The sequence below is a fragment of the Pedobacter sp. R20-19 genome (assembly GCF_000708265.2).
Taxonomy (GTDB): Bacteria; Bacteroidota; Bacteroidia; order Sphingobacteriales; family Sphingobacteriaceae; genus Pedobacter.
On the sequence record NZ_JCKI01000008.1, the window covers coordinates 316,891 to 337,808 of the forward strand.

Consider the following 20,918-nt stretch of genomic DNA (forward strand, 5'->3'; position numbering starts at 1 on the left):
AAATATATTTCGGCTGAGGTAAAATCGCTGTTTTAATTGTACGTGATTTAATCAGGGATTTATTAAAGTTTATTCGTGTATCTGCAAGTTTCTGAATAGAAACGTAGCTGTTGCTGCTGGCAACGGAAAGATTACTTTGTGCTTTTAAATTTATTGACGTTGTGAATAAAAATATGAGCAAAAGAGCATATGTGGTTCTCATGTCACAAATATAAATTTAAAAATCAACAAAACAATTAATTTTGTATGATAAATAATACACATTGTTTATAAGTTTGATCAATTCATATTGATATAGATCAATAAGTACCTCATATCACCTCTTATTACATTTAATATTACTACAAATATAAAAATGAATAGACATTATAATTCTACAATATTATCCATGTTATATAATTAAAATAGAGCTTGCGATAGGAGATTGAGGTATCCAGATAGAAATTATTCTTCTGTTAATAGTAGGATATTTAGCTTAATTATTTAATAAGATGATTTTTAATCAAATCACTAATCATATTAGCACATATAGAAATAAAAAAACTCCTGATTTTCATCAGGAGTTTTAAAATTATTTGCTTGAAGAATCTTCTTCTTTTTTAGGCTCTTCTTTTTTCTTTTCGCCTTTTTTATGATTGACTGAAATTAATTCTGTGGTTTTATCATAATCAATTTCCAATGTATCACCTTCCGTTAATTCACCTTTAAGAATTTCTTCCGCAATTGGATCTTCCAGGTATTTTTGAATGGCACGTTTTAAAGGACGGGCACCAAAATTACTATCAAAACCTTTATCAGCAATGTAATCTTTTGCATTTTCTGTTAATGCAATTTCATAACCTAAAGTGTGAACTCTACCGAATAAAGCTTTTAGTTCAATATCAATAATTCTGAAAATTTCATCCTTACCTAAACTATTAAACACCACTACATCATCTACACGGTTTAAAAATTCTGGCGCAAAAGCACGTTTTAAAGCACTTTCAATTACACCACGACTATGAGATTCTGCCTGATTTGTTTTTGCTGACGTTGAGAAACCAACACCCTGACCGAAATCTTTTAACTGACGGGCACCAATGTTTGAAGTCATGATGATGATGGTATTTCTAAAATCAACTTTGCGACCTAAACTATCTGTTAACTGGCCTTCATCTAAAACCTGTAATAAGATGTTAAATACATCGGGATGTGCTTTTTCAATCTCATCTAGTAAAATTACTGCATAAGGTTTTCTTCTAACTTTCTCGGTTAATTGTCCACCTTCTTCATAACCCACATAGCCCGGAGGCGCTCCCACTAAGCGTGATACAGCAAATTTCTCCATGTATTCACTCATATCAATTTGAATTAGTGAATCATCACTATCAAACATAAAACGAGCAAGTTCTTTAGCCAATTCTGTTTTACCTACTCCGGTTGGACCTAAGAAAATAAAGGAACCAATTGGCTTTTTAGGATCTTTTAACCCAGCCCTTGTGCGTTGAATGGCTTTGGTTAATTTTTTAATGGCATCATCCTGACCTATAATTTTCTCAGCAACTTTATCGTACATGTTTAAGAGCTTTTGGCTATCAGTCTGTCCAACACGTTGTACCGGAATACCAGTCATCATAGCTACAACCTCAGCTACATTATCTTCTGAAACCTCGTAACGTTTAGTTTTAGTTTCAGCTTCCCATTCCGCTTTGGCTTTATCTAATTCTTCAATCAGATTTTTCTCTGTATCACGAAGTTTTGCAGCTTCTTCATACTTCTGACTGCGAACAACTTTGTTTTTCTCTAATTTGATATCTTCAATTTTAGCTTCGATATCAATAATGTTCTGAGGTACATGAATATTGGTTAAATGCACTCTCGAACCTGCTTCGTCTAAAGCATCGATTGCTTTATCAGGTAAAAAACGATCAGAAATATAACGGCTCGTTAAAGTAACGCAAGCTAAAATCGCTTCGTCTGTATAAGTAACACCATGGTGTTCTTCATATTTGTCTTTAATTCTGGTTAAAATTTCAACAGTTTCATCAGGAGTAGCTGGCTCAACCATTACTTTCTGGAAACGACGATCTAATGCACCATCTTTCTCAATATACTGGCGATATTCATCTAAAGTGGTAGCACCAATACATTGAATTTCCCCTCTTGCTAAAGCAGGTTTAAACATATTTGAAGCATCAAGTGAACCAGATGCACCGCCAGCCCCTACAATCGTATGGATCTCATCAATAAAAAGGATGACATCTGTAGACTTTTCCAGCTCATTCATAACGGCCTTCATCCGTTCTTCAAACTGACCACGATATTTTGTACCAGCCACTAAAGATGCCAAATCAAGTGTAACTACCCGTTTACCAAAAAGTACACGCGATACTTTACGTTGAACAATACGTAAGGCTAAACCTTCTGCAATAGCTGATTTACCCACACCCGGTTCTCCAATTAAAATTGGGTTGTTCTTTTTTCTACGGGATAGAATTTGTGATACCCTTTCGATTTCTTTCTCACGGCCAACAATTGGATCTAAACGACCTTCTTCTGCAGCCTTGGTTAAATCACGACCGAAGTTATCCAGAACCGGCGTTTTAGATTTGATATCTGAAACTTTTTTAGGTGTACTAAAACTTTCTTCTTCACGATAATCATCATCTCCTCCGGTAGAGGCACTGTTTGAGATGTCATCTCTGAAACCATTTTTATTCACTTCAACCTCCTGTTTAAAAACATCATAGGTAACACCATATTGTAGTAAGATTTGTGAGGCAATATTATCATCATCTCTCAAAACCGACAATAACAAATGTTCGGTACCAATTAAATCGCTTTTGAATATTTTAGCTTCTAAATAAGTAATTTTTAAAACTTTTTCTGCCTGTTTTGTTAAAGGAATGTTACCTAAATTTACGGTAACACTCGAAGTACCGCGAACAGCATCTTCAATTGAGCGGCGCAATTTACCTGTATCAACTCCTAACGACCTTAAAATTTTAATAGCCATACCATCGCCTTCGCGGATGAGGCCCAATAATAAATGCTCGGTTCCAATGTAATCGTGCCCTAAACGGAGCGCTTCCTCCCTACTAAAAGAGATTACATCTTTAACCTGCGGTGAAAATTTTGCTTCCATAATACCTTTCTTAACAGCTACGTCCCTAAACTATAAAATTAATTATAAAAGAGATGGTGCCGTTTTCTTTATTTTATCAACAATTGCGCCATGTGGGTAGATAAACAGCGTTTTAAACTAATGCGAAACCTAAAATTTATGTAAGAATATTGTTGCCTCCAGGAGGCTTATTTGATATGTATCTACGTAATATCTGTTTAAAAGGTTTTAAAAGTACTTTTAAATGGAGTACTTCCTTACCATAAAATCTTTGTCGGTTTAGTGTAAGGATTTTTTCGATAGGCAAAACTGACAAATTGTTTCATTTAACTCATGCAATTTACAAGTTTTGACAGAAAAACAAAGCGTTATGACATCCTTTTACAAATAATCGCCAAAATTATTTTTTGAATTTAAAATCCCTCTAAAACTATATATCTATGTAGAATAACCTTATTTAAAATGAATTTGTTTTGCAAAAGCAATTTCATTTGACCGATTACTTATTAACCTGTTTTCAATCATTTTCAAAGATCTGCCAAAATAATTTAAAACTGATTCTATGGTATTTACGTAAATGCTTTCAAATCGGAAAAAATTGCTGTTTATATGACTTTACTTTACCAAAGGTTTTTCATTATATTGATTTTGCTTACTGTTTTTACAGGCAGAATTTTTATAAGTGCTATGCCTTTGGTGAAAATTTCTAAAGAGATTTATAAAAGTGATGCAAATGATGATTCTGAAAAATCTGAGTCTTCTGAAAAGCAAAATCAACTGGAGGAGAAGGATAAACCTGCTGACTTATTATTTACAGGCATTAATAACTTTGACTTTGGTTATTTTCATAACTCAGAGAAAGGCCAATTCTCTGGCAGATTTAATTTAGTTCATTGCCATGTTCAGATTCCTGAACAACCTCCTAAATAGCAGTACCTGCTTCCATCTTTTAAAAAAATTATTCCTTTATTAAACATTAAAAAACATGATTAAAATTAAACATTTAATCGTTGTAGCCCTATGTGCTATAATGACGCCTATTGTATTCACAGCTTGTAAGAAAGACAGAAATGTGAATGAAGAAGTATTTACTCCCGGACCAGATGTTAACTTTTATGCGCTAACCGCAGATAGTAAATTACACTTCATTAATACTAAAAATTCTGCCACTATTATTTCTACCTTTAATATTTCAGGCTTGCAAAACGGTGAAAGCCTTTTAGGGATTGATTTTCGCCCGGCTACCGGACAACTTTATGGCTTAGGAAGTACCAGTCGTTTATACGTTATTGATCAAAAAACGGGCGTAGCGAGATCCATCTCTTCAGCGCCATTTTCTCCAGCATTGACCGGAACTATGGCTGGTTTTGATTTTAATCCAACAGTAGACCGCATAAGGGTAGTGACCAATTCGGGGCAAAATCTTCGTTTAAATCCTGAAACAGGTACGGTTGCCGCAGCAGATGGCGCTATCAATGGTGTTACCAATGCAAAAGTTTCTTCTGTAGCTTATACACAAAATAAGGCTGGTGCCACCACAACCGTACTTTTCGATATTGATGCCGCAACAGATAAATTATATAAACAAGATCCACCTAATGATGGGAAATTAGTGGAAGTGGGTAGCCTTGGATTTGATGTTGATGAAATGGGTGGTTTCGACATCAATCCAGATGGTACTGCAGCAATCGCTGCATTAAGTGTAGGTGGTGTTTCAGGATTGTATACTATAGATACCAATTCTGGTAAAGCAGCCAAAGTAGGCAATTTACCACTTAACATCACAGGTTTGGCCATTCCCACAGAAACGGTAGCTTATGCAGTATCAAATAATAATGAATTATTAATTTTCAACCCATTGGCTACAACTCCTGCCATCAGCGTTAAAAACATAAGTGGGATTCAGGCTGGTGAAAGTATTTTAGGTGTTGATTTTCGTCCGCTGAACGGACAGCTTTATGCATTGGGAAGCAGTAGCCGTATTTATACGCTAAATACATCCAACGGTGCTGCAACAATAGTGGGCACTACTCCCCTTTCTACTTTACTGGCTGGAACACAGTTTGGATTTGATTTTAATCCTACTGTAGACAGAATCAGGATTGTAAGTAATACGGGCCAGAATTTAAGGTTTAATCCACTTGACGGTAGTGTTATTCCTGATGGAAATCTTAACCCTGCATCTACGGGCATCACTGGTGCAGCTTATACCAATAATTTTGCTGGAGCAACCAGTACCGTGCTATTTGATATTGATTCAAATACGGATAAACTGGTTCGGCAAGATAACCCCAATTTGGGCACTTTAGTTGAGATTGGCGCTTTAGGCATTAATGTAGAATCTAATAATGGTTTTGATATTGGCGGAACCAGCGGCATGGCTTATGGCTTATTTACCGTTGGTGGCGTACAGAAAATCTATAACATAAACTTAACAACCGGTGTTGCTACAGCTGGCGCTACAATTGCCAACTCAGCAAGGAGTTTTGCCTTGGGTTTAGGTTTTTAAATCAAGCACAATAAGTTGAAGTAAAATGGCCACGGTTAAATATCGTGGCCATTTTCAATTTTATGGTTTAATGATGACTGTGCTATTATCTGCATGAAGAGTATGGATTAAAAGTATCTTTTCTTGCTTTTGAAATTCCTATAAAGGCTTTATCACTATTTTTATCTGGCGCAACAGTTATATTGGTATTAAATAATTTCATTAATTTGCAAGTGTCATGATTTGCTTCTCTAAATTAAACCTCAACATTAACGTTCATTTGCTACAGAATGAATTGAACGATCTATTAACGGGCAATAAATGGATGCCTCACTACAACACTGCCGATTATACTGGCAATTGGCATGTTTTGCCTTTGCGTACCCCCGGTGGAAATAGTGATAACCCCTTTGCTGACCTTCTTAGCCACAAGCATTTTGAAAATACCGCATTATTAAATACGCTTCCGCAAACTTGCATATTATTAGAAAAGCTTAAATGCGAAATATTTTCTGTTCGGCTGCTCAACCTACAGGCGGGATCAATCATAAAAGCACACCGAGACATAGAACTTGCCTTTGAACAGGGCGAGGCCCGCTTACATATCCCCATATTTACCAATCCGGATGTTGAGTTTTATGTAGATGAAGACCGTGTTGTGATGAACGAAGGTGACTGCTGGTACATCAATGCCAATATAAAACATCGTGTAACTAACAAAGGCAAGACTGACAGAATACACCTGGTGATTGACTGTAAGGTGAATGACTGGTTAACGAAAGTGATTATTGAAGGCGAGAAGAAAACAATTTTTATAAAAAAGGATCCGGATGCTACAAACCAGATCGTTACAAGCCTTAGAATGGCAAATACAACTTCTTCAAATGAATTGGCAAATCAGATGGAAAAGGAATTAAACAATAATCTGTTGATTGCGAAACTTCTTGATTTTATTTCTGAGATAGGTTTGCATTACCAATTAGAAAAAATAACTGAAGAGACCTTTTTGCCTGGTATTAAACTCAGAAATGGGGTATTAATTGTTGACACTGAAAAACTGCTATACCCAGGTGATATTTTACATGAAGCGGGACATCTTGCTTGCATGCCATCAGAAATACGCATGAATATGAGTGATGCTTTACCGAATGATAATTTGAATGAAGGTGGTGAACTAATGGCTATTGCATGGTCATATGCTGCAACCGTACATCTTGACATTGATCCTAACCTTGTGTTTCATGATAACGGATACAAAGGAGGCGGCCAAAGCCTTACTGAGAACTTTGCCCAAGGTAGGTTTTTCGGTGTTCCCCTGCTGCAATGGAATGGGATGACCTATCCACCAGATCATCATACAAATTTATCATTTCCTAAAATGGTGAACTGGACTTGTAGACAAAATAGGTATACCAGTGATACAATAGAAGAATAAAGATGACTACAGACTTTACATTATCACCATCAATACAAACCAGCTCTTTAGGCCTGATGCATTTGAAGCGTTTTTGGAGCAAGGTAATGCTGAAGAGAACAAACCAGCTTAATGAAGGGATATGGGAACAAGAGTGGCAACTGGATAAGACTTTATTAAGTGTGTTGGGCCTTGGCCTTGAACAAACGCTAACCTATGTATTTCAGTATGCTCCCGCATTTGAAGAATTTGAAAAATGGATCCTTGCTACTTCTGGCATCCCGCCATTAGAGCAAGTTCATCAGTTTAATAGTTTACTGAATAATATCCCTGCAATTAACCAATCCATACCAACCGTACTTAGCAATGAGGAGATTGCCTTTTGGGAAGAAAATGGTTATTTAGTTCTTAAAAATGCTGTTCCTGAAGCAGACTGCGAAGCCACTGTTGATGTGATTTGTGATTTTCTGAATATTAAACTCAATGATGCTAATACCTGGTATGGGCCTCATACTTCACGCCAAGGTATTATGGTACAGTTATTTCAGCATCCACTATTACAAAAGAACAGGCAGTCAGCATTTATTAGAATGGCTTATGAACAATTATGGCAACGCTCTGATCTTTGGGTAAGTACAGACCGGGTGGGTTTTAACCCTCCGGAAACCGATACCTGGAAATTTCCTGGCCCCGACTTACATTGGGATTGTAATCTGGATCAGCCTATTCCCTTTAATCTACAGGGTATACTTTATCTGGTTGACACTGCACCAGACCAAGGCGCTTTTACATTAGTTCCAGGTTTTCATAACCGTATTACGGAGTGGCTTCTCTCCCTTCCTGAAGGCACCAACCCAAGAACAGAAAACCTGCATGCCCTCGGCAGTTTGCCTATTGCTGCAAATGCAGGAGATTTTATTATCTGGCATCAGGCTTTGCCTCATGGAAGCCGCCCAAATACGTCATTAAAGCCCCGCTTTGTTCAGTACATTAACTATCAACCGGCTGATTTAAAATATTAGAATATTTTTCGTTTTGTTGTTATCAATTAAAACATCAAAATTAACTTTCATTATTGATAAGTTACCAAAGGTTTCACTCATAAAATTTTTCTTACCCTTTTATTTTTTACTAAAAATGAAAGGTTATATTTGAATCACCTGGCATAAATGAAAATTTATTGAATAGGGATTTTCAAATCCTCATTTTTAAAAACAGGTCGTTAACGCTCTCAACAATCTTTAATTTTTGATTATAGTCATCATTTGGTGATGTATCAGGAGCATTGACGTATGGATAATAAAAGTTAAACTTAATGATATCTACATATGGCAATTTTCAATTCAGCATTTCAAATTACAATGGGTAACGAAGGTGGTTATGCAAATAACCCCGCTGATAGTGGCGGTGAAACCTACAAAGGCATTGCAAAAAACTACTGGCCAAACTGGGAGGGTTGGACTGCGGTAGATCAAGCTATTTCAACCCATCCACAAAACATCAATACTACGCTTGCAGCGAATAATGAATTACAAGCTCAGGTACAAGCTTTTTACAAACAGAATTTCTGGGATACCATTAGCCTGGATCATTTAAACGGGCAACAGTTGGCTAACCAGCTATTTGATACGGCTGTAAATATGGGCGTTGGTATCGCTACACGTACTTTACAGCAGGCAGTAAATAATATCATTCCAGATAAACTTACAGTTGATGGCAGAATTGGTCCGGAAACCCTCGCTGCGGTAAATGGCCTCCCGCAAGAAGAAGTTTATAATCAGGTTATATCACTGAGAAAACAACGTTATATCAATATCATCAAACAACACCCTACTCAGGAACAGTTTCGAAATTCTTGGTTTAGCCGTTTAACCCCATTCAACCCGCAATTGCCATAATTAGTGTAATATTTATTGCAAAAGAATTTCGAGCCTGTTATTCCCTAATCATTATAAGGCTTGTAACAGGCTTAAAGGAAATGATCAAATCGAAAGTTTTGTTTGCCTCTTCATTGTGCCTATGCATATTACCGTAACAACAATAATAAGCTGATATTTCTTTTGGCCAAAAGGATAACCACAAGCCACTATTATCAAAATGTATGTTTTTCGAAAGCACATAAGAGCTATAATAATGCATGCTAGAAGTAGTCAAGCACCATTAACCAATAGGTAACAATAGATATACTTAACAAACCATTTTGTTATGGTCTCGTTGTTTCTATCTTTGTACCCGGTTTCAGCACCCGTTTTCGTTTCAGAATGATGATCAAACTTATTGGTTAAAATTTCCTGAAAAAAACAAATTAGCTTTTAAACACTCTAATACAAGAATATATATGTCTGACGAAAAAATAATCTTTTCTATGGCGGGAGTAAATAAAATTTACCCTCCACAAAAACAGGTTTTAAAAAATATCTATCTCTCCTTCTTCTACGGTGCAAAAATCGGAGTAATCGGTTTAAACGGTTCCGGTAAATCATCCTTACTAAAAATTATTGCAGGCCTTGATAAATCATACCAAGGTGAAGTGGTTTTCTCTCCGGGTTATTCGGTTGGTTATTTGGCTCAGGAGCCGATACTAGATCCAGAAAAAACCGTTCGTGAAATAGTTGAAGAAGGTGTTGCGAACGTAATTGCCACTTTAAAAGAATACGAAGAGGTTAATGAGGCTTTCGGATTGGAAGAAAACTATTCTGATCCTGATGCGATGGATAAACTCATGGCCAGACAAGGTGAACTACAGGATAAAATTGACGCAATGGGTGCGTGGGAGCTTGATTCTAAATTGGAAAGAGCAATGGATGCATTACGTTGTCCAGATCCTGAAACTAAAATTGGTGTACTTTCTGGCGGTGAACGCCGCCGGGTGGCCATGTGCCGTTTATTGTTACAAAAACCTGATGTACTCTTATTGGATGAGCCAACCAATCACCTGGATGCTGAAAGTATCGACTGGTTAGAACAGTTCTTGCAAAACTACGAAGGAACTGTTATTGCGGTAACCCACGATAGGTATTTCTTAGATAACGTAGCAGGTTGGATTCTGGAATTAGATCGTGGTGAAGGTATACCATGGAAAGGAAATTACAGCAGCTGGTTAGATCAAAAGGCCAAACGTTTATCTCAGGAAGAAAAAACCGAAAGCAAGCGTCAGAAAACACTAGAACGTGAGTTGGAATGGGTACGTATGGCACCAAAAGCACGCCATGCGAAATCTAAAGCCCGTTTAGCAAACTATGATAAATTAGCTTCTGAGGATGGCAAAGAAAGAGAAGACAAACTCGAACTGTTTATTCCAGCTGGCCCACGTTTAGGGAACGTTGTAATTGAAGCGACTAATGTAACCAAAGCCTACGGCGATAAAATCTTATTTGATAACCTCAACTTCTCGCTACCTCCAGCAGGAATTGTAGGAATCATTGGCCCGAATGGTGCTGGTAAAACCACACTGTTTCGTTTAATTACAGGTCAGGAAGAAGCTGATGCCGGAACTTTCCGTGTAGGAGAAACTGTAGAACTGGGTTATGTAGATCAGATGCACAATGATTTAAATGCAGACAAGACAGTTTACGAAAATATTACCGATGGGTTGGATAATATTCAGTTGGGTACAAAGGCCGTAAATGGCCGTGCTTATGTTTCAAAATTCAACTTTAATGGTGGCGATCAACAGAAAAAGGTTGGGGTATTATCTGGTGGTGAACGAAATCGTGTTCACTTAGCCATTACCTTAAAAAAAGGTGCAAACGTACTTTTACTGGATGAGCCAACTAATGATATTGATGTGAATACACTACGTGCTTTAGAAGAAGCTTTAGAAAATTTTGGTGGTTGCGCCGTGGTGATTAGTCACGACAGATGGTTTCTGGATAGAATTTGTACGCACATCCTTGCCTTCGAAGGTAACTCAGAAGTATATTTCTTTGAAGGAAACTATTCTGATTATGAAGAAAACCGTAAAAAACGCTTGGGTGATGTTACGCCAAAACGAATCAGATATAAAAAATTAGATTAATTGAGGTAATAAGTATAAGCCCTATTTCATATTAACGTTAAGCTTTGACAACTTTCTTTAGCATTTAGCCAGGAAGCTGTCAAAGCTTTTTTTGTTTACTGCCCTACAAAAGTTGGAGGGAATGACTCAGGTTTTAAAGGTTGATTCGATTTTCTTTTACCCCTAAAAAAGAGATAAAGATTAAGAAATAACATGATGCCCAAATAAATAGAAAATCCACCTATTTTGGTTCCTAAAGCCTCTACCAAGTGCTGGTAACTGTTTAAACTAGCAGTAATTTTCATAATTAACAAGGCAAACCCAATATTCAACAAGTAAAAACCGGTTTCAAAAAGTTTGTTTGTCGCGTTAGCGATTTCTTGCCGTCCTTTAAAAATATCAAGCATATATATTTTACTATTTTTAAATAATGTTCTTGAAACATAAAGGGTTAAAGAAAGCACTATTGGAAGATAAATAGCATAGCCGATTAAAATTTTTGAAGTTTCCATGATTAAATTTTTAGATTGTTATTTAATTAATTTATGAATGGCATTAGTAAGCAAGAAAATATTGATATAGTGAAGACCTGATAATAAGCATATAATAATAGCCAACTTCATCACCAATATTTCAATCAACTGCAAAGGCGAAGTAATTATCTCCCAGTTGGCAAGTGTCATCACGCAGTAGCCTATATTTACCAGGTAATAGCAAATTAAAAGTGTCTTATTGATTTGCGCACACAAATCTAAATGGTGAGGAATGAGTGCTCCGACAAATATATTCCCATTTCTATAGCAGATCTTCCCTACGATAACGATGATCAAAACAATAACCGTTATAAAAATGCCGTATCCTATTAAATTATAACTCATTTCGAGAAGATTTAATCAATTGAATTTTATAGCATAAGATCAAATTGATGAACTGCCAATGAGTTTACACCTTACTTAATCTCTTTCACGAAGTAAAGATAAACACAACTTATTGTATTTTCAAATATTATTGAAAGTTTTGTTTAAAAAATAACCCATAATTCAATTTGTGGGTATTAAGGCTATCATTTTCTTTTCAAAGCCTCATTAATGGCTTTTTCTGTTACGGCTTCCATGATCTTATATCCTGCTAAATTTGGATGTACGCCATCAACTGTTAATTCTGCCCGCTGCCCTTTTTTATCATCAACTAATGGTGTCCAATAATCTAAAATGGCAAATTTATTTTCTTTGGCATAAATTTCAATGAGTTGATTCAGTGCTACAATTTTCTCTGCGGGCTGAATGTCTTTGTTCCACGGATAGGCATAAATAGGTAAGTATTTACATAGGATTACTTTAATATGATGAAGCTTTGCCAACTCTGCCATTGATTTAATATGATCCATAATTTTATCGTTGGTCACATGGCCAGTATTTCCTGCGATATCATTGCTACCTGCCAAGATAATTACTGCTGCTGGTTTCAGATTAATGACATCCTGCCTGAAGCGCACAAGCAACTGCGGAGAAATCTGTCCACTTATTCCCCTGCAGATATAAGGATTACTGCTAAAATATTCAGGGCTTTTTTGTTTCCAGAATTCAAATATTGAACTACCTATAAACACAACACTATTTTCTTTTATACCTTGAGCCAGCAAAAGTTCATTTTCTTTTTGATACTTATTCAGTGCAGCCCAGTCATCGGCAAAATTTTCCTTTTTAGATGTTTCTTTTACATCTTTAATTTTTGAGTCCTCTGTAAGAAAACGACAGGTAGAAATGAATAAAATAAAGAATAGTATGGTACTTTTCATAAGTGTAAATTAAACCCTCAAATAAATGCCAAAATAACAATTATATAATTAATAGGATTCTTCTCTGTCATCAACATTAAACGTTCCTGATCTGCTTTTTTTATTTCCAAACTGGCTCAGGTTATAAATCAACGTAGCCTGTACAAAACGACTGATGAAACGTGTTCTATTTTCTGATATGGAATTATTGGTAATACTCGTGCTGAAAAGTGCACCCTGATTAAACAAGTCATTAGCCTGAACAGAAAAGACCAGCTTATTACTTTTAAGGAATGACGTGTTAACACCCATATTAACCAGCAAAGGATTTCCGGCATATAAACTATAGCCAAAATTCAAGCTTTTAGAAGCTGATGCATTTACTCTGAAACGTTTAGTTGGAATCCAGCTGGCGCTGCCATTTAAAGCCAGTACCTGAATATTTTTAATATTCTGATTCATAACGGAATACGTATTGGAACTAAAACTATAAGATACACTGGTATTAAAAGCATATTTTTTCTCATTTAAGTTAAATCTGAATGCGTTTGAAATATTGATTCCACTGCTGCGGTTTAATACATTATCTGTGTAAAAAACATTGCGGTTGTAGGCCACATTCCCGTTAACAGATAAAGAAAGTTTATTAGTGAGTAATCTTTTATTAAATGAGTAATTTCCGCCCAGGTTATACACACCGTTAACGTTCTCATAGGTAGTTTGCTGTTTTAAACTGCTTAATGTATCTCTGAGAAAAACCGTATTACTCACCACACTGTTAATGGCAAAAGTTCCGGTTAAACCAACCATAATACTCAGACCAGATTTAACTCCGAATTTATTGTAGCTTAAATCTGCAGTGTGGTTGGAAGTGGCCTTTAAATCCGGATTACCAATGATGAGGTTTTGAACATCATTATTGTTTCTGATGGGCTGCAGCTTATTAAAATCAGGAGCATTGGTTGCACCACTATATCCGAAACTCAGGTTACCCTCATTCTTCAGTTGGTAACTGAGATTAGCAGACGGAGCATAATTAAACTGATACTTTCTTAATTCCAGTCCGGTATTGCGATACCTGCCCAGAATGATACTTGGTGTAAAATTAAGGCCAAAATTATAACTGATTAGTTTGTTATTCATGTTATAGCTCACACCAAAGTTTTGATTAATAAAGCTAGATACATAATCCTGTCCAAGTGAATCTACTACAAAATTATTTCCAGGCAGATTGGTAACAGTGGTGGCCTGTGCATGCTGGCTTCTGTTAACAGAGAAACGATAAGTGAGATTCAAATAACCTGCTCCTGTACTATCTGTTGCTTTTTTAAGTACATCAGAAAACTGGATGTTACCACCTAAATCAGCGTTTGAAGTATTGTTATTAACCAACCTGTTTAGAAGTGAATCTTTAACCAAAATATTAGTGGTTTCATTATAATAACGGATGATATCTTTAATGGTACTACTGGAATTACCCTTTCCAGTTCCAAAATTAAACCCAATAGATAAAGATTGCTTAGGGTTGGCCAGGCGCCTGGACCAATTTACATTACCACTTAAGTTTGCATTGTTATTTTTTGAAGCAGCATCCGAGATCAGATCTTGCCTGATGTAACCGGTTTTATTGGAATTAATAATGGCCTCGTTCCGCGTATCTGTTATGGTACCGGTAAGTGAAGCATTAAAATAATTTTTCTTTGTAGTGCCATTTAAGCCAAGATTGATATTATTATTAAGAGAATTAGCATGATTATCACTTTGTCTTAAATCATAAATAGTGCCTTGCGGGTTATAGGTTTCCAGGTAATTACTTTGAAGAGATTGATTGCTTCCCCTACTCAGGCTATATCCGCCATTGTAACTGAGGGCTTTGGAAACTTTTTCCCTGATATTACCGTTTAGTGCCCCATTATCCGTTTTGGTAAATTCATTATCTGTGATCCCATAGCGACTGCCAAAACCTATCTGTTTTGTCTTATTCCACACATTGCCATTTACACCGATATTATTGGCATTATTGGTGGCAGAGCTGGCATTAGCATTCCCAAAAATGCCTTTATCCTTCCCTGGCTTAGTTACCAGATTTAACATTTTGATAGGTGTTCCGGTCTTGATTCCCGTAAAATTAGCCTGATCGCCATAATCATCAATAACCTGAAGTTTGGCTATGATGTCAGCAGGCAACTGCCTGATATAATCTTCCACATTATTGGTAAAAAAATCCTCACCGTTAACCCGGAGTTTAGTCATTTTTTTGCCCATAGCAGTTACGCTACCTTTATCATCAACCTCAATCCCTTGCAACTGCTTCAGCAAATCTTCCACCTTATCATTTTCTCTAATGGTGTAAGCACCAGCATTGTATTCAATCGTATCTTTTTTGATTTTGATGGGATCTACTTTTACTTTTACCTCTACATCTTCCAGATGGATGGTTTCTGTTTTAAGCAAAATAGGCTCCAGAATTAAACCCTTTTTTGATTGTTGAGCTTCGTAAACAGATGCAAAGGATTTATAACCCAATGCTGTAATGGAGAGATAAAATTTAGAAGGTATAACTTTTGAAAAAGCAAAATTCCCTTTGGCATCAGAGTTTGTACGAAGGGTATCTTCATCCATAATTAAGCGGATAGCAGCACCTTCAATAGGATTTTTTAGGGAATCAATTATTTGTCCGCTGATTTTTATCGGCGACTGAGCGAAAGCGTTAAGAGAGAAAGTAAGAAATAAAAAAAATATTAAAAAGCATAAATTATTGCTTTTTCTCATCCCTCGGACCTCTTTTGTAAATTACCAAACCATTTAAAAAATTACGCAGAATCTGGTCGCCACAAGGTTTAAAATTCTCGTGATCTTCATTTCTAAAAATATCACCCAACTCTGCCTTGGTCACTTTAAAACCAACCAGGTCACAGATGGTGATGATATCATCTGTTTTTAATGATAATGCTACTCTAAGTTTTTTTAATATATCGTTGTTACTCATGTTTTTTATTGTTGAAGGATTTAATTAATGAATGTTTGAATGATAAAAAGATTGAATGTTTAAAGGCAGTAAAATTACAATGAACTATTGAAAAAAGTATCAATTTTAACTTTTAGCTTTTAGCTTTTAGCTTTTAGCTTTTAGCTTTTAAAAAAACCTCAACTCGCTATTTCCAGTTTAAGTTTTTTCCCTTTAATTTTCTCATTACTCAAAACCTTTAGCAAGTTTTCAACTTTGTTACGCTTTACGGCGATATAACTGGCAGAATCTTTCACCTCTATTAATCCTAAATCATCTTTCTCTAATTCTCCTTTTTTAAGAAAAACACCTACAATGTCGATCTTATTAATTTTATCCTTTTTACCATTTGGTATATATAGCGTAACCCAATCACTGGCTTCAGGCAATTTATAATGCTGTGATAAGTCTTCTTCTTCAACATTTTCTGGCAGGTATTTATAATTTTCTTCAGGTGTAAGCACTAAATATGCTGTACCTTTTGCATTCATCCGTGCCGTTCTTCCATTTCTATGAATGTAAGAATCTTCGGTGTATGGCAATTGATAATGTACAATATATTCTACCTCTGGAATATCTAATCCTCTTGCCGCCAAATCTGTGGTGATTAAAATTTTATGACTGCCATTTCTGAATTTAAGCAATGCTTTTTCCCGATCAAATTGTTCCATCCCACCATGGAAAACATCGTGTCCTAAACCATTATTAAAAAGCAAATCACTAATCCGGTCAACCGTTTCCCGGTGATTACAAAACACAAGTGTATTCTTACTTCCTATTTTACTTAGAAGTTTAAATAAAGCATCCAGTTTATCTGGTGCCGGCACTGTTATTTTTTTTAGCTTTAAATCTGGCTTAACCTGAATATTCTTTGAAAAATCAATTTCAACGGGTTTGTTCAACTTCACAAAGGCCGGAATTTCTTCCATTTTGGTAGCTGAAGTCAGCACCCGTTGTTTTAAGGAGTATAATGATCCGATGATGTACGACATATCCTTTTCAAAACCAAATTCTAAAGACTTGTCGAATTCATCTAAAATAAGTGTTTCTATAAATGATTCATCAAAATTATGATGTTCAAGGTGGTAAGCAATTCGCCCAGGTGTTCCTATTAAAACGGCTGGTGGATGAGCCAGGTTATTTTTTTCAACCCGCACCGCATGCCCACCGTAACAGCAATTTACCTTAAAGGGCGTACCCATTTGCTTAAAAACTTGTTCTATTTGCAAAGCAAGTTCTCTGGAAGGCACCAGAATCAGCGATTGTACGCCCTTTACATCGGCTTTTAAACTGGCAATCAATGGAAGTAGAAATGCCAGGGTTTTGCCAGAGCCGGTTGGTGCGATTAATAAAATATCACTACCTAATTTTCCTTGCTTAAGGGCTATTTCCTGCATTTCATTAAGTGCAGCAATGTTTAATCTTTTTAAGGCATTGTCTATCATTAAGCCAAAGATAAACATTTCTCTGCCTCCCGGAAGTTACAAGGCCTTAGAACTTGAAAAACTTATTTTTAAATCTTTTTAAAAGAGAAAAATTTAACCTCTTTTCCAACAGCAGTAACATATTCCCCCTCATGGAAATAGACGAATTTACTTTTTCTGTAACCAGATCTACAGATGACTTAAATCTATCAGTTAATTCATCTGCAAATTTGTTAGCTCTACTATTTTGCAACATTTGAAATTCTTGAATGAGTTCAGCTTTCATAATATTAAATTTTTAGTGAGATATTATAATATTAACGACGCGTTGAAATATTTGTTTCAAAATCCTGCAACGATTCTAAACAAAACTAACTAACCTGTTGATAACTAATATTTTGTTAGCAAATAAACAACCTAACTTTAACACACATTTAATTTAAAGCAGTTAAATTTATAAAAAGCTGATTACCATTTATTAACCTTAATAAAACTGTGTATGACCTGGAAAAAATTTAGTGGTGAAATTATTCAATCCTCTATCCATGAGGAAATAGAAAAATCTATTATCAGAGAAACCGAAAAAGGTTTTAAGCTTAAAGTTTGTATCGGAACCGATTCACAGGTTAAAGGCGCCATCACCGATTTTGCAACAGTAATTGTGTTGCTGCGAGAGCACCATGGAGGTTTTATGTATATCCACCAGGAAAAGAGTACGCAACAGATTAGCATTAAGGAAAGAATGCTGGTAGAGGTTCAAAAATCTATTGAAACAGCCTACTCCATCTGTGATTTACTGGATGTTTATGATGTAGCGCTGGAAGTACATGCAGACATTAATACCAACCCGCTTTTCAAATCTAACAAAGCCTTGAATGATGCCATGGGATATATTATGAGTATGGGTTTTATTTTTAAAGCTAAACCTGAAGCTTTTGCCAGTTCTACCTGTGCCGATAAAATGGTGCATTAGAGATCTAGACATTAATAGCTTTCACAAACTTTAATGACCTAATTGCATTTGCAACTTTACTTAGCAAACTTTGTGGTTAGTGAAATAATATAAATATCAACGGCTTCTCCTTCCATCATTTCCTAGGCCGGATAGCAGGATGGCAATAGCACGATTGTCATCCTGAGGCACGAAGGATATCTGCGCTTCTACCTACCAATTTCGTTCAATACCGAACCTTTTTTTCATTTGAATGAACGGTGGATTAAAGCAGTCGTCATCTTAGTAACTTGATTTAGTACCTAACGAAAAAACCTTCATTGTAGGGGCTTCATCCATTGAAGCAATCTCATCGAAGAATCTTCAAAATAGATTACTTCCCCGAAAGATCGGGGCAGGCTGTCGTGCCTCCTCGCAATGACAATCCCCCTATAATAAATTAATTGTCCATACAACCAGCTTTGCGTTCTTTGCAACTTTACTTAGCGAACTTTGCGGTTAAAGCCCATAAATAATCTAGATTATCCTCAACAAAATGTCTTCTCTGCTGTTATGTTCTAAAATAAAAACTTGAAAACATACCGATTAGAATTTGAACAAAAATTGCCGGTTGATTTAGATACCGCCTGGGATTTCTTTTCTTCTCCCTTAAATCTGGCAGAGATTACGCCAAAAGATATGACTTTTGATGTGACTTCCCCCAATATGGAAAAAACAAAGATGTATCCTGGGATGATCATCACCTATAAAGTTTCGCCACTGCTTGGCATTAAACTAGATTGGATGACTGAGATTACCCATGTGGTTGACAAGAAATACTTTGTTGATGAGCAGCGCTTTGGTCCCTTTGCATTCTGGCATCACCAACATCATTTTAGCCAGATTGAGAATGGAATTTTAATGCAAGATATTTTGCATTACGCTATAGGTTATGGTCCAATTGGTAAAATCGCTAACGCAGTTACCGTGCATAAAAAGATTAATTCTATTTTCGATTTTAGATTTAAAAAGGTAGAGGAACTCTTTGGTAAGCTTTCTTAATTGAAATTGTTTACCACTTTTTAGTAGAAATGGTTTCTGCAGGTTTTGATGTTTTTTTAACTGTTGCATCAGTAGCTAAAAACTTCTTTAGGCTTTCTACCAGCTTTGCAACTTTAAGGTAAGCTGCAGCTTGAATATCCTTCCATTCGCCTGCAGTAAGTTTATCCACTTTTTTCTCTAAAGGTGAGCCTATATTGGTTACAGCAACAAAATTACCATAGCGATCTCTTTGGTATGGAATAAATTTAAAGTCTGTAAGCCAAAATCTGTATTTATTATCTCTGGCCTCAAAAGTTAGGTTATACATGATTTCTCCACTAGGATGCCCCACTACTAAAACTGTTTTATCAATAATTAATTTTCCTTTTGCAACTATAGATGAATCGGTTTGACTTTCAGTTTGAATTGTCTTTTTCTGTGTGGCGACGAAATCCTGAGCACGTTTTAACAGTACATCCTTACTTATCTTTTGAGAATCAATCACCTTATAATAGATAAACTTACCATCATCAGCTGTGGCAAACTGTTTCTGCTGTGCAAATAAGGTAATGGAAAATAAAGTGATAATCAGAAGTAAGCCGTATTTCATTGAGTTAAATTAATAAACAGTGTAATATTTAAAGGTAACAAAAAGCCGCCAGTTTGATGCTGGCGGCTAATATTAAAAACAACTAAATTCTAAAAAGCATATACTGCGGCTAGAGAAAACTGACCAGCATTTGGTGCCGCCATTCCATTTTCTTTTACAAAAGGCTTATTGCCGCTGTGGTCTAATCTAACCTCCGGGATAAAAGTTAATCCTCCAGATTTGATATTAGCAGTAAAGGTTACCGCTGTGTATTTATCACCAGCTACTCCAGCCACTTCTTTGTATTTAAAATACTCCCCTCTTAATCCTAATGTTACAGCGTCTGCAACAGCCAATTGCGGATAAAGTGCTGCTCCTGCATAACCACCACCATCATTATCGATATCATAATTAGCAGCATTTAAACCTAATTTAAATTTGCTGGTAATCTGATATGATGTGGTCAGGTCTTCTATCGTTCCATAGCCACCACCACCAGCACCAGATAATACATTCAGATAAGCCGTCCAGCCTTCAACCGGAGCAATCATTAACTGCCCGCCAACGCTTGAAACACCACGCGTAGCCGTGTAAACATTCCAATCGTTAAATAAACCAGCCATTAAACTTACTTTATCAGAGAATTTATAAGTTGCCTTGATTCCTGCGTTCTGGAATGGGCCATTGGTGAATAAATAAGAAGTAGAATAGTTAAAGTTACCTACCGGCGAAATCACTTCATAACCGATAAATGTACCCATATAACCTGCTGTCATTGAAAATTTATCCGTAAAATCATAATTCACATAAAGGTTTTGAATATGGAAGGAAGAAACATCTTCAGCAGCATTAGGAATAGACTGCGCTTGCCCACGGGGACCAAAAGAAAGCTCTCCCACAAATGAAGCTTTACCTGTTTTCTTTTTAAGTACCAAATCAATCATTCCTAATGAGACCGAATTATGATCTGAAGCAAATGAAGTTTTAATATTTGGTTTCTTGGCAAAATCATATTTAAAATAGGTATCAACTGACCCTGAAATTTCAAGAGGTGATGTTGGTGTCTCTTGAGCAAAGGCACACGTAGTGCTGGCCATAGTAAATACAGCAGTTAAAAATTTCTTCATGTTTGAGCTTTTGGGGTTTA

18 protein-coding genes are annotated in these 20,918 nt (G+C 36.1%); 8 read left to right on the forward strand and 10 right to left on the reverse strand.

The window, feature by feature from the left end:
• Window positions 1-571: 571 nt before the first annotated feature.
• Window positions 572-3,124, reverse strand: coding sequence for an ATP-dependent Clp protease ATP-binding subunit (locus AN34_RS18275; protein ID WP_029287836.1), 2,553 nt, complete (start codon window positions 3,122-3,124; stop codon window positions 572-574).
• Between the two features lie 588 nt (window positions 3,125-3,712).
• Here AN34_RS18275 and AN34_RS18280 point away from each other — a divergent pair.
• The 6 genes from AN34_RS18280 (at window position 3,713) to ettA (ending at window position 11,023) form a co-directional block, all read left to right on the forward strand.
• Entirely contained in the window at window positions 3,713-4,033 is a 321-nt protein-coding gene (locus AN34_RS18280; RefSeq protein ID WP_029287838.1) for a hypothetical protein, read from the forward strand.
• 55 nt (window positions 4,034-4,088) lie between these two features.
• Complete coding sequence (locus tag AN34_RS18285; RefSeq protein WP_029287841.1) at window positions 4,089-5,612, forward strand: DUF4394 domain-containing protein; 1,524 nt, start codon at window positions 4,089-4,091, stop codon at window positions 5,610-5,612.
• Window positions 5,613-5,829: 217 nt separating this feature from the next.
• Entirely contained in the window at window positions 5,830-7,026 is a 1,197-nt protein-coding gene (locus AN34_RS18290; protein ID WP_051666712.1) for an aspartyl/asparaginyl beta-hydroxylase domain-containing protein, read from the forward strand.
• A 2-nt stretch (window positions 7,027-7,028) separates the two neighbouring features.
• Window positions 7,029-8,027, forward strand: a complete 999-nt coding sequence (locus tag AN34_RS18295; protein ID WP_029287843.1) for a phytanoyl-CoA dioxygenase family protein — start codon at window positions 7,029-7,031, stop codon at window positions 8,025-8,027.
• A 306-nt stretch (window positions 8,028-8,333) separates the two neighbouring features.
• A complete protein-coding gene (locus tag AN34_RS18300; protein WP_029287845.1) occupies window positions 8,334-8,903 on the forward strand; it encodes a glycoside hydrolase family 108 protein in 570 nt (189 codons plus the stop codon).
• Window positions 8,904-9,343: 440 nt separating this feature from the next.
• Entirely contained in the window at window positions 9,344-11,023 is a 1,680-nt protein-coding gene (gene ettA / locus AN34_RS18305) for an energy-dependent translational throttle protein EttA (RefSeq protein WP_029287847.1), read from the forward strand.
• 95 nt (window positions 11,024-11,118) lie between these two features.
• Here ettA and AN34_RS18310 read toward each other — a convergent pair whose 3' ends face one another.
• From AN34_RS18310 to AN34_RS18340, 7 genes are all read right to left on the reverse strand, one after another.
• Complete coding sequence (locus tag AN34_RS18310; RefSeq protein WP_029287849.1) at window positions 11,119-11,514, reverse strand: hypothetical protein; 396 nt, start codon at window positions 11,512-11,514, stop codon at window positions 11,119-11,121.
• A gap of 18 nt (window positions 11,515-11,532) precedes the next feature.
• On the reverse strand, window positions 11,533-11,880 hold the full coding sequence (locus AN34_RS18315) for a hypothetical protein (protein ID WP_029287851.1): 348 nt from the start codon (window positions 11,878-11,880) through the stop codon (window positions 11,533-11,535).
• Between the two features lie 185 nt (window positions 11,881-12,065).
• Entirely contained in the window at window positions 12,066-12,800 is a 735-nt protein-coding gene (locus AN34_RS18320) for a GDSL-type esterase/lipase family protein (RefSeq protein WP_082468464.1), read from the reverse strand.
• A gap of 48 nt (window positions 12,801-12,848) precedes the next feature.
• Window positions 12,849-15,551, reverse strand: a complete 2,703-nt coding sequence (locus tag AN34_RS18325) for a TonB-dependent receptor (RefSeq protein ID WP_029287855.1) — start codon at window positions 15,549-15,551, stop codon at window positions 12,849-12,851.
• Window positions 15,535-15,768, reverse strand: a complete 234-nt coding sequence (locus tag AN34_RS18330; RefSeq protein ID WP_029287857.1) for a DUF1456 family protein — start codon at window positions 15,766-15,768, stop codon at window positions 15,535-15,537. The genes AN34_RS18325 and AN34_RS18330 overlap by 17 nt, the downstream gene beginning before the upstream one ends.
• A 158-nt stretch (window positions 15,769-15,926) precedes the next feature.
• On the reverse strand, window positions 15,927-17,231 hold the full coding sequence (locus tag AN34_RS18335; protein ID WP_029287859.1) for a DEAD/DEAH box helicase: 1,305 nt from the start codon (window positions 17,229-17,231) through the stop codon (window positions 15,927-15,929).
• Window positions 17,232-17,277: 46 nt separating this feature from the next.
• Complete coding sequence (locus tag AN34_RS18340) at window positions 17,278-17,496, reverse strand: hypothetical protein (protein ID WP_029287862.1); 219 nt, start codon at window positions 17,494-17,496, stop codon at window positions 17,278-17,280.
• Between the two features lie 213 nt (window positions 17,497-17,709).
• Between AN34_RS18340 and AN34_RS18345 the strand changes: the two genes are divergently transcribed.
• Entirely contained in the window at window positions 17,710-18,183 is a 474-nt protein-coding gene (locus tag AN34_RS18345) for a ribonuclease H-like YkuK family protein (RefSeq protein ID WP_029287864.1), read from the forward strand.
• Between the two features lie 549 nt (window positions 18,184-18,732).
• Window positions 18,733-19,203, forward strand: coding sequence for an SRPBCC family protein (locus AN34_RS18350; RefSeq protein ID WP_029287866.1), 471 nt, complete (start codon window positions 18,733-18,735; stop codon window positions 19,201-19,203).
• Between the two features lie 10 nt (window positions 19,204-19,213).
• On the opposite strand, the gene AN34_RS18355 is transcribed toward AN34_RS18350, so the two are convergent.
• Window positions 19,214-19,792 carry a DUF4468 domain-containing protein gene (locus AN34_RS18355; RefSeq protein WP_051666714.1) on the reverse strand — a complete coding sequence of 193 codons (579 nt, stop codon included), beginning with the start codon at window positions 19,790-19,792 and terminating at the stop codon, window positions 19,214-19,216.
• An 89-nt stretch (window positions 19,793-19,881) separates the two neighbouring features.
• Window positions 19,882-20,898, reverse strand: coding sequence for a porin (locus tag AN34_RS18360; protein ID WP_029287870.1), 1,017 nt, complete (start codon window positions 20,896-20,898; stop codon window positions 19,882-19,884).
• Between the last annotated feature and the right edge of the window lie 20 nt (window positions 20,899-20,918).

What these genes read in the sequence shown, in the direction of transcription:
- AN34_RS18275 (WP_029287836.1), bottom strand. Translation starts at nt 3,124, where the DNA reads ATGGAAGCAAAATTTTCACCGCAGGTTAAAGATGTAATCTCTTTTAGT.
- AN34_RS18280 (WP_029287838.1), top strand. Translation starts at nt 3,713, where the DNA reads ATGACTTTACTTTACCAAAGGTTTTTCATTATATTGATTTTGCTTACT.
- AN34_RS18285 (WP_029287841.1), top strand. Translation starts at nt 4,089, where the DNA reads ATGATTAAAATTAAACATTTAATCGTTGTAGCCCTATGTGCTATAATG.
- AN34_RS18290 (WP_051666712.1), top strand. Translation starts at nt 5,830, where the DNA reads ATGATTTGCTTCTCTAAATTAAACCTCAACATTAACGTTCATTTGCTA.
- AN34_RS18295 (WP_029287843.1), top strand. Translation starts at nt 7,029, where the DNA reads ATGACTACAGACTTTACATTATCACCATCAATACAAACCAGCTCTTTA.
- AN34_RS18300 (WP_029287845.1), top strand. Translation starts at nt 8,334, where the DNA reads ATGGCAATTTTCAATTCAGCATTTCAAATTACAATGGGTAACGAAGGT.
- ettA (WP_029287847.1), top strand. Translation starts at nt 9,344, where the DNA reads ATGTCTGACGAAAAAATAATCTTTTCTATGGCGGGAGTAAATAAAATT.
- AN34_RS18310 (WP_029287849.1), bottom strand. Translation starts at nt 11,514, where the DNA reads ATGGAAACTTCAAAAATTTTAATCGGCTATGCTATTTATCTTCCAATA.
- AN34_RS18315 (WP_029287851.1), bottom strand. Translation starts at nt 11,880, where the DNA reads ATGAGTTATAATTTAATAGGATACGGCATTTTTATAACGGTTATTGTT.
- AN34_RS18320 (WP_082468464.1), bottom strand. Translation starts at nt 12,800, where the DNA reads ATGAAAAGTACCATACTATTCTTTATTTTATTCATTTCTACCTGTCGT.
- AN34_RS18325 (WP_029287855.1), bottom strand. Translation starts at nt 15,551, where the DNA reads ATGAGAAAAAGCAATAATTTATGCTTTTTAATATTTTTTTTATTTCTT.
- AN34_RS18330 (WP_029287857.1), bottom strand. Translation starts at nt 15,768, where the DNA reads ATGAGTAACAACGATATATTAAAAAAACTTAGAGTAGCATTATCATTA.
- AN34_RS18335 (WP_029287859.1), bottom strand. Translation starts at nt 17,231, where the DNA reads ATGATAGACAATGCCTTAAAAAGATTAAACATTGCTGCACTTAATGAA.
- AN34_RS18340 (WP_029287862.1), bottom strand. Translation starts at nt 17,496, where the DNA reads ATGAAAGCTGAACTCATTCAAGAATTTCAAATGTTGCAAAATAGTAGA.
- AN34_RS18345 (WP_029287864.1), top strand. Translation starts at nt 17,710, where the DNA reads ATGACCTGGAAAAAATTTAGTGGTGAAATTATTCAATCCTCTATCCAT.
- AN34_RS18355 (WP_051666714.1), bottom strand. Translation starts at nt 19,792, where the DNA reads ATGAAATACGGCTTACTTCTGATTATCACTTTATTTTCCATTACCTTA.
- AN34_RS18360 (WP_029287870.1), bottom strand. Translation starts at nt 20,898, where the DNA reads ATGAAGAAATTTTTAACTGCTGTATTTACTATGGCCAGCACTACGTGT.